The sequence below is a fragment of the Bacillus sp. BC08 genome (assembly GCF_054326875.1).
In genome coordinates this window covers 1-8,006 of the sequence record NZ_JBTGPA010000005.1, presented here as the reverse complement: position 1 = coordinate 8,006, position 8,006 = coordinate 1, and the positions used below count along the sequence as shown (strand labels likewise).

At 33.9% G+C, this 8,006-nt stretch carries 4 protein-coding genes, 1 rRNA gene and 3 pseudogenes; 2 read left to right on the top strand and 6 right to left on the bottom strand.

The window, feature by feature from the left end:
• Window positions 1-104: ribosomal RNA gene (rrf, locus tag ACXVYO_RS00120) — 5S ribosomal RNA — on the top strand; the annotation flags it as partial.
• Between the two features lie 14 nt (window positions 105-118).
• On the opposite strand, the pseudogene ACXVYO_RS00115 reads toward rrf, so the two are convergent.
• From ACXVYO_RS00115 to ACXVYO_RS00100, 4 genes and pseudogenes are all read right to left on the bottom strand, one after another.
• Window positions 119-622: pseudogene (locus tag ACXVYO_RS00115) on the bottom strand (glycoside hydrolase family 99-like domain-containing protein); the annotation flags it as partial.
• A 197-nt stretch (window positions 623-819) separates the two neighbouring features.
• Complete coding sequence (locus tag ACXVYO_RS00110) at window positions 820-1,692, bottom strand: methyltransferase (RefSeq protein WP_458465721.1); 873 nt, start codon at window positions 1,690-1,692, stop codon at window positions 820-822.
• Between the two features lie 26 nt (window positions 1,693-1,718).
• Entirely contained in the window at window positions 1,719-2,441 is a 723-nt protein-coding gene (locus ACXVYO_RS00105) for a class I SAM-dependent methyltransferase (protein ID WP_458465720.1), read from the bottom strand.
• A gap of 203 nt (window positions 2,442-2,644) precedes the next feature.
• Window positions 2,645-3,439: pseudogene (locus ACXVYO_RS00100) on the bottom strand (sulfotransferase family 2 domain-containing protein).
• A gap of 270 nt (window positions 3,440-3,709) precedes the next feature.
• On the opposite strand from ACXVYO_RS00100, the gene ACXVYO_RS00095 reads away from it, so the two are divergent.
• Window positions 3,710-4,654 carry an NAD-dependent epimerase/dehydratase family protein gene (locus ACXVYO_RS00095; protein ID WP_458465719.1) on the top strand — a complete coding sequence of 315 codons (945 nt, stop codon included), beginning with the start codon at window positions 3,710-3,712 and terminating at the stop codon, window positions 4,652-4,654.
• Between the two features lie 40 nt (window positions 4,655-4,694).
• Here ACXVYO_RS00095 and ACXVYO_RS00090 read toward each other — a convergent pair whose 3' ends face one another.
• Window positions 4,695-5,471 carry a class I SAM-dependent methyltransferase gene (locus tag ACXVYO_RS00090; RefSeq protein ID WP_458465718.1) on the bottom strand — a complete coding sequence of 259 codons (777 nt, stop codon included), beginning with the start codon at window positions 5,469-5,471 and terminating at the stop codon, window positions 4,695-4,697.
• Between the two features lie 66 nt (window positions 5,472-5,537).
• Window positions 5,538-7,469, bottom strand: a pseudogene (locus tag ACXVYO_RS00085) (glycosyltransferase).
• Window positions 7,470-8,006 lie beyond the last annotated feature (537 nt).

The window sequence follows — 8,006 nt, the reverse complement described above, 5'->3', positions numbered from 1 at the left end:
GGCAGAGAGGTCACACCCGTTCCCATACCGAACACGGAAGTTAAGCTCTCTAGCGCCGATGGTAGTTGGGACCTTGTCCCTGTGAGAGTAGGACGTCGCCAAGCAACTTTAAGACGAGTCAGTATGACTCGTCTTTTTTGTATGTTTTCATACCTCTGCTAATTGCCTGCTTAACTCCTTCTAAATAGGCGAATCCATGCTTTTTATCTGGTTCTAAGTAAGTACCTTCTGCCCATTCATTCCACGCATTAATAAATAAAAACTCACTATCATAAAGGGAGAACGTACGGTGAATTTGCTTGCTTAAATATATTGTGAACTTCTCAGGAGTAGAGCCTACAAAGATACTGCTATTTAAGTCTTTGCGGCGTGCTGTGTTGTCCCAGTCCACAAAGGCACCGGGAAATGTTTTTTTCTTTGGAGGAGATCGCTTTAGTATATACATCCACACTTTATCATAATCCCAAGTATTTATTTGTTTACCAGATTCATATATTATCTTATTTATGTCTGAAGAGCTATCATGAGCAATTGTATAAAAAGGTTCGAATTGAATGCTAGCATCGAATCTATTTATATTAGGAAGTGGAAAGCTGTTTAATGTTTCTACAAAGTAATATCCCCCTTATGTTCTTTGTAGTTCAAGTGGTGGGAAGTTACTTTTGATTTTTGGGATTCAGTTTAAAGCGCGAGATATGTTATTTACTTACTGTTTTTGTATGCTCCACAATGAATTCATTTTTACAGTTTGCTCGATATGGATGAGATAAATAACTCTTTTCATTATGAAATCACGTGCATTACCATGGGTGAAAAGAATTAATCTTTTTGGAGAACAAATAGAGCTTGGGGTAATCGGTTTGCATCATCAAAAAAGTCCTGTAGTTTTAAATACTTCTCATAGTGATTTTCAATATAAGTTCTAGGTATAACGGTTTCCCCATAGAAGCTACTATTTCTAACGTCTCCAGCTCCTGTAGGGCTGTGGACAAAATTTCCGTTTTCATAATCTGAGATGGCACGACTTATGTCTGGGAAAGCTTTAGATAAAGTTTTATGCCATCCCGTTTGAATTAATTCAGGGTGTTCCTTAAATTGCTGACAGAAATCGAGAAAATAGCGTGCTTGTGTTGTGGCGATGAAGATTCCACCTGGACGAAGAATTCTTGAAAATTCCTTTATCCAATTTTCTGCAGTTTCTTCGGATAAATGTGAGAATACAGAATAAGCGAATATGATGTCTAATGAGTTGTCATTAATAAATTCTACAGGAGGTTGTGGGGGAGCTATTTTATATCTGCCTCTTCCTAATGTTTCGTTACAAAGGTTAATCATTACAGGATCTACATCAATACCAAGTAAATTTTTATGGCGAACATCTTTGAAAAAGAAGCGTATGATTCTTCCCCATCCGCAACCAAAGTCTAAAATTTTCCGTTCTTTATTCAAGGGAACACCTAAATTATGGGCATATGTTTTTACAAGGCTATAAAACAAATATGCTTCATAAAGAGCATGCTCATAGGAAGCACCTACAAACTGTTGTTGAATTTCTTCGGAAGGGAACATAGGTACTTGGATGCCGTTTATCTTTGTTTGTGAGCAACTTTGTATAAATAGATTAAGAAGTTCAATATCAGAAAGCGGGCTAACAAGGTTATCAAAATCACTTCCTAACTTAAAGTTATTCATTTGTTAACCTCCAAATTATATAGTGCCTAAAAATCATTTTCGTGTTTTTTACTAATAAAAACATGTAGAAATTCAGCATCTAACCCCAGGGATCTATCCTTTTGTAAATAAACAATGGTATACATATTTGCATGTGTATAAATATATTCAATCATATCTTGGCCCCAATCAAATGTTACTAAAGACCCATTTTCATCAATAGGATTTCCGTGATAAATTGGCTCTTCAATATACTCAATTCCTTCCTTATTGATTCTTGCTCTTTGCAAAGTTTTTGGGAGTGTGTGATACCAAGGGACAGTAAAAACATGAGCGCCGCCAGGCTTTAATACACGCTCTATTTCTTTAAAGGCTTTGTTTGGTTCCATTACATGTTCAAAGACATCTTGAGTAATGAATAAATCAAAAGATTCATTTTGAAAAGTCATGTCTTCTAAGTTCTCACATCTAATCCCTTGAAAGTATTGGCCAAGAGGATAGTTTTTAAAGTATTGAGAGTATGTATAGTTTTTGCAGTTTTTTATTAGTAGTTGGGTTGTAATCCCTCCAGGAGAGGATTCGTGGATATGATAGGAACCCCATTTTGGAAAAAATGTATTTAAAGCATGGATTAGAGCTCGCTGCCTTGGTATAGAGTGACATGTAGAGCATAAGTAGTGATCTCTAAGCCAATCATTATGCTCTATAAATGTAGCTTTCTTCTCACAAATAACGCAATATCCATTATTGTGCTTCAAATTACCTTCCACATGACATCACTCCTGTGTAAAAAATGCATATGACACACACATCAACAATTAGCGAAAGCAAAGAGGATGGGTGAAAATTAAGGAATCCATAAAGGTAAGATTGATAGAAGGGAATAATTAGCGGGGGAGAACCCCACGCTAATTAAAGTTTCACTTTATGCTATGCGATACATTCGCTTTTATTCATTGAAGAATGTATCGATTTAAAATATCCCTTTTGTGTACGGATACATTTCAAAGTCTTGTGCATATATTTCTGTAACTAATGCCATGGTCTCTCCATCATAAAAACTTTCATATGTCGGAAAGCAAGGGAAGGCGGCATCCGTAATGCTGAGCTCTGCATAGCTTCCTGTATAAAGCATTTTATGAGCGCGATGATGATCTGAATTTGTAAGTAGCGCTAAATTGGATTTAACTAAATCGTACGTATGTTCTAATTTGGTGATTTGAGTATTAAAATCTTCTAAAGGAATATAGTATTGAATAAATTTTTCTTCACCTGGAACGTATTGCTGGCTAAAATGTATATCCATTGCTAGGGAATTGGAACCGAATGCTCGAACGTAATATAAAAATTGTTTAAATGATATTCCTCGGTTACTATATTTGTCATTATACAAGTAATGGCGGATGCTTTCCTATTGAGGGCTAGCATATGGATTGTCCGCAAGTAATAAAAATGAGCTGACAGCCCTTGTATAGGGATTTCGCACAAGTTTACAAATATCTTTTTTTGCTGTTAGAAGCCCATTTTGTAACTCTGGTATGTAGCTGGTGTTGTTTTTATACACCCAGAATTCATAGTAATGAATAAAGTCATGGTATTTTTTTGCTTCATTAAACAATCCAATTTGAAAAAAGAACCAATTAGCTAAAGTAGTGCATCCGCTTCTATGGCTCCAGAATAGTATAAGGGGAAAGTCTTTATGGAAATGTGGGATTCGATTTTTATGTAGGATTACCTGATTTAAAAGCTCTTGATTTACATTCTTCATAAATGTAGTGCTCCTTTTTGAAAGTTTTATTTATGGAGAGGGGAGGCTTTTACTAATCCAATATATTCATAGGAATGATTAAATATTATGAGTGTTTTTTGTGGTTAGCTTAAATAAGGTAGTGATTCTAAAAGGAAAATATAAAATAAAGATAATGAAAATTTATAAGGGGCATACAATTATAAGAGAATGAATAATAGAAGTGACCAAGTTCATTTATTTGTATTTCTAGGTGTGATAGGCAAAAATCTTATTACTAGAGAGGATACTATGAGGAAGAATAATTATTTAATAGTAGGTGGAAATAGTTTCATTGGTATTAACCTCGCATTAGGTTTATTGAAACAAGGTCAAAATGTAAAAGTATTTTCTAGACATATAAATAATTTTCCTCAAAATATTATAAGTGAGGTTGAGTTTATTAAAGGTGATTTAGCGAATGTAGAAGATATATATAAAGCTTTAGTGAACGTGGATATTATTATTTATTTAGCTGCAACGTCTAATGTAGCAACTTCAATTGAAGATGTTTTTGGAGATATCAACAGTAGCTTTTTTTTTCTTAACTTCATGGAAAGCATTAAAAATTTCCCTATTAAAAAAATTGTATTAGCATCTTCTGGAGGCACGGTTTATGGTGAGCCTGAATATTTACCTATTGATGAGGAACATCCATTAAAACCACTTTCTCCTTATGGAATAACAAAAGTGTCGCTTGAAAATTATTTGTACTTTTATAAGAAAAAATATGGAATTGACTATGTTGTATGTAGATATTCTAATCCGTATGGGACATATCAAAATCCTTTAAAGAAAGTTGGGGCAATAAATTGTTTTTTGTATCAGCATCTCAGTCATGAAAAAATTAATATATATGGGAATCCACAAGAGATTGTTAGAGATTATATTTATATCGATGATTTAGTGGAAATCACTATACAACTATCACAATTAAATCGCTTGAAATCTTGTGTGTATAACATAGGGAGTGGCAAGGGTCTCTCTTTAAAACGAATTATAGTAGAACTGGAGAAATTAACGGAAAGAAAAGTGGATTTTATCTGCTATAAACAAAAGCAAGAAAATGTTCAAAAAATCATTTTAAATATAGATAGAGTCAGACAAGAATGTAATTGGGAACCGAAAATAGATTTCAAAAGTGGAATTAGATTAAATAAGCTATGGATTGAAGAGTTCTTATATAGTAAAAAATAATAAGCCATGCCCTACTTCTGTATAAGTAGAGCGTGGTTTATTATTTTATTTCTTTTTGTATTACCCAAAGGTCTTGATGTTCCCACCAAAAACCTTCAGTGTATTTTTTGATAATAGGGTTATAAGGTAATAATTTAATTTTGTCACATACGTAAGAGGGGCTAACGATCGTTTGCCCGTATTGATGAACATCTAAATCCAGTTGTTCGCTAGAGGGGAGAAACCAATAACCCTGTTCATTTAAATCGGGAAAGTTGAAGTACTTTTTACTTTGATAACCATGAGTTGTGAAAATGAATAAGCCGCCAGGAGAAACAGCATTATACAATGTTTGAAGCCAACGAAACCAGGTTGTATCAGGCATATGAGAAAAAAAGGATAGGCAAAAAACAATATCATACGTAGACGAGGCTAATTTTACTTGTTCTGGTTCAGGGTGAGATAAGATAGATGAAGTATTTAATGTGCCTTCAATAAAAGTAATAGCCTCTTCGTGTATATCACAAGTAGTTATACTTAAGTTCGTTTGCTGATTTAATAAATGACGTGTTACGCAGCCATATCCGGATGCGAATTCTAATAATTGAATTGGAGTATTTACAGGAGGATAAAAGGAAGTAATTAAATCTAAGAGTGTTTCTGCTGATTTTCTTCCATCTTTAAAATAATAATCTATCGCTTCTTTTTTAGATGGAAAGACTGGATTCGTGACAAGGAATTGAAAGATGTGATCCTCTGGATGGATGCTTGCATTTACATTGTAGTCGTGTGCCATTTGAGAAATCAAATCTTTATTTGCCCCTATAAATTCTTTCAAAGAGTAACCCCCCTTAAATGATAGTAACGTCTTACAAGAGATAATAATGGTGAGGGAAACATATCATTAAATCTTCAAATATGCTTTAAGGTACTTTCTATATGTGTACATTTTCTTTTTTGAAATGTCGTCGATAGCAAAGGTTTCTTCAATGGAATTCTGCATTTGTACAACTTCACTGTAGTGGGAATATGAATCTTCTGTTCTCGTTACGCTATTTGTATGTCGTCTATGATAGTTTAGCGGCTTTGGATTGAAATAAATGTCCCCCTCTTTAAGGATAGAAACATAGAAAAACCAATCACCAGCTACTTTAAACTTTTCTAATTGTTTTGCTGTTGTTTTCATGTCTATGTTTTTAAAAACTACACTTGAGACATTAGGTATCGTGTTTTTGATAAGTAACGTATCTTGTATTTCATCTATCCCTTTTCGGAAATAAGGACGCTGCCATTTTTCTTTATCAATATCATTTGTGTAATCCAAATAATGATTGGCCAGGATATTTCCCTGTTCATCTATTTATTTTGATTGTGTGTAGCCTAAGGTAACATTACTATTTATATGAAACCCTTGTATTACTTCTTCTAAAAATGTCTGATCACATAAGTCATCAGCCTCTGCAATCCAAATGTAATCACCGGTTGCTGCAGAGACGCCTTTTATCCATTGTTTAAATACAGAGCCAGAGTTTTTATCATTAATAATTTCCTGAACTTTTAGGTGGGGCTTATTTTCGTTTGAGAGCAGCTTTTCAAATATAGATACACTATTGTCAGTAGAGGCATCGTCTAGGAAAATTAGTTCGTAAAGGGGATAGGTTTGGCTGAATATGGATTTAATTCGGTCAGGTAAGTACTTTTCGTAATTATAGTTCGGTACAATGACGCTTATTTTTTTATAATTATGTTCAAGCAGGTTTAATAATTGATAAATGTAATGAAGAAAGTTGAAATCTTTTTCAATAAGTTCTTGGCCAAAGCTACCTTTTTGTAATCGTAAATCTTCATCTCCAATAAATTCATATATTCTTTCTAGCATCATCGGTAAGTTTAAATAGTCTACTAATGCACCGGTTTGTTCCGTAACAACATCTTCAAAACCTCCAGCGTTTTTAAACCCTATAACAGGGACTTTCGTATCTAATGCTTCTAAAACAACGTTGGGAAAAGGATCTTCTCTTGAAGTTAATAAATATAAATCAGCCCCGGCGTTATATAAACCGATATCTGGAGTAGGGTCCACTAATGTGAAATGTGCTGCATATCTTGGGGATAGCGTGTTTAAAAAGTGAACATCCGTTCTCCCAACCCAGATAAAATGAATATTCCTATGAACCTTTCTTACTGAGTAAGCAATAAGTGAGAATAAATCTATCCCTTTTCGATGATCAGCGAAACCTACTCCTAAAATGATTTTGCTATCTAGAGGCAAGTTGTGTTTTTTTCGTAATTCGCTTCTAGCTTTTGCAATATCGTTTTTATAAGGATTGTGGTTAAACAAGCCTTGAGGGAGAATGTGGCATTTTTGATGGTCTAATTGGGTGATTGTACGGAACTTTTCATACACGTACTGTGAAGGGAAGACAATTTTGTAAGCAAACTCGGCAATGTTTCTAGCTTTTCCCTCGGCAGAGTACTGTTGTATTAAATGCGGCAATTCATGTATTAATGAAATAACTTTTATATTGTGTTTAGCCAGTAATGCAACTATATCCCCACTTATGACGGTACTACATATGGCGATGGTGTAGTCTTGTAATAATAACTTTTTTATTAACAATTCGACCTTTTCTTCCGTTGGGTAGTTTTCCTCTAGGCAATAAACAGGACCATACTTTTGAAAATCGTGGATTAAAATGCCCGTTCCAATAGAAATAATTGCGACAGAGTAGTTAAAGTTTTCTTTAAGAGCTTTAATAGTATGTAAAGAAAGCAGCTGCGCTCCGTGGAAATGGGCATCATGGGATACATAAATAATCTTTTTATTAACATGCATTTCATAACGCCTCCTAAGTTAATTAGGTTTTTAGTAAATGTATGGCGTACTTATAACTCCTAGAGAGAAGTAGTAGAAGATAATTGTAAATGTGGCTGGAATGTACTTGCAATAAAAAATGCTACTTTTAATATATATTTGTTTGGTTTGATATTCATTCTTTAGAAAGGTGTAAGAGAGTATAAAGTGTTGAATATGAAAGTGACTACACCAGTTTATAAATCTCTAGGTACGGAGTTATAAATGAAGACGGTTTAAGCCCCTTTATAATTTATAAAATAAAAAGGATAAAAGGTATTGACGATTAGAGTATAGAGGTGTAATATAAAACAAGTCGCCGATGCAATAACGCAGAACGCGATAAACAAAATGAAAAACTTAGTTGACATTAACTAACGAAGATGTTAACATAAGGAAGTCGCAAATGAGCGACCGAGTAGTTCTTTGAAAACTGAACGAAACAAACAACGTGAAACGTCAATTTTTATTTTTAGATGCTAGACAAACTAACTTTATTGGAGAGTTTGATCCTGGCTC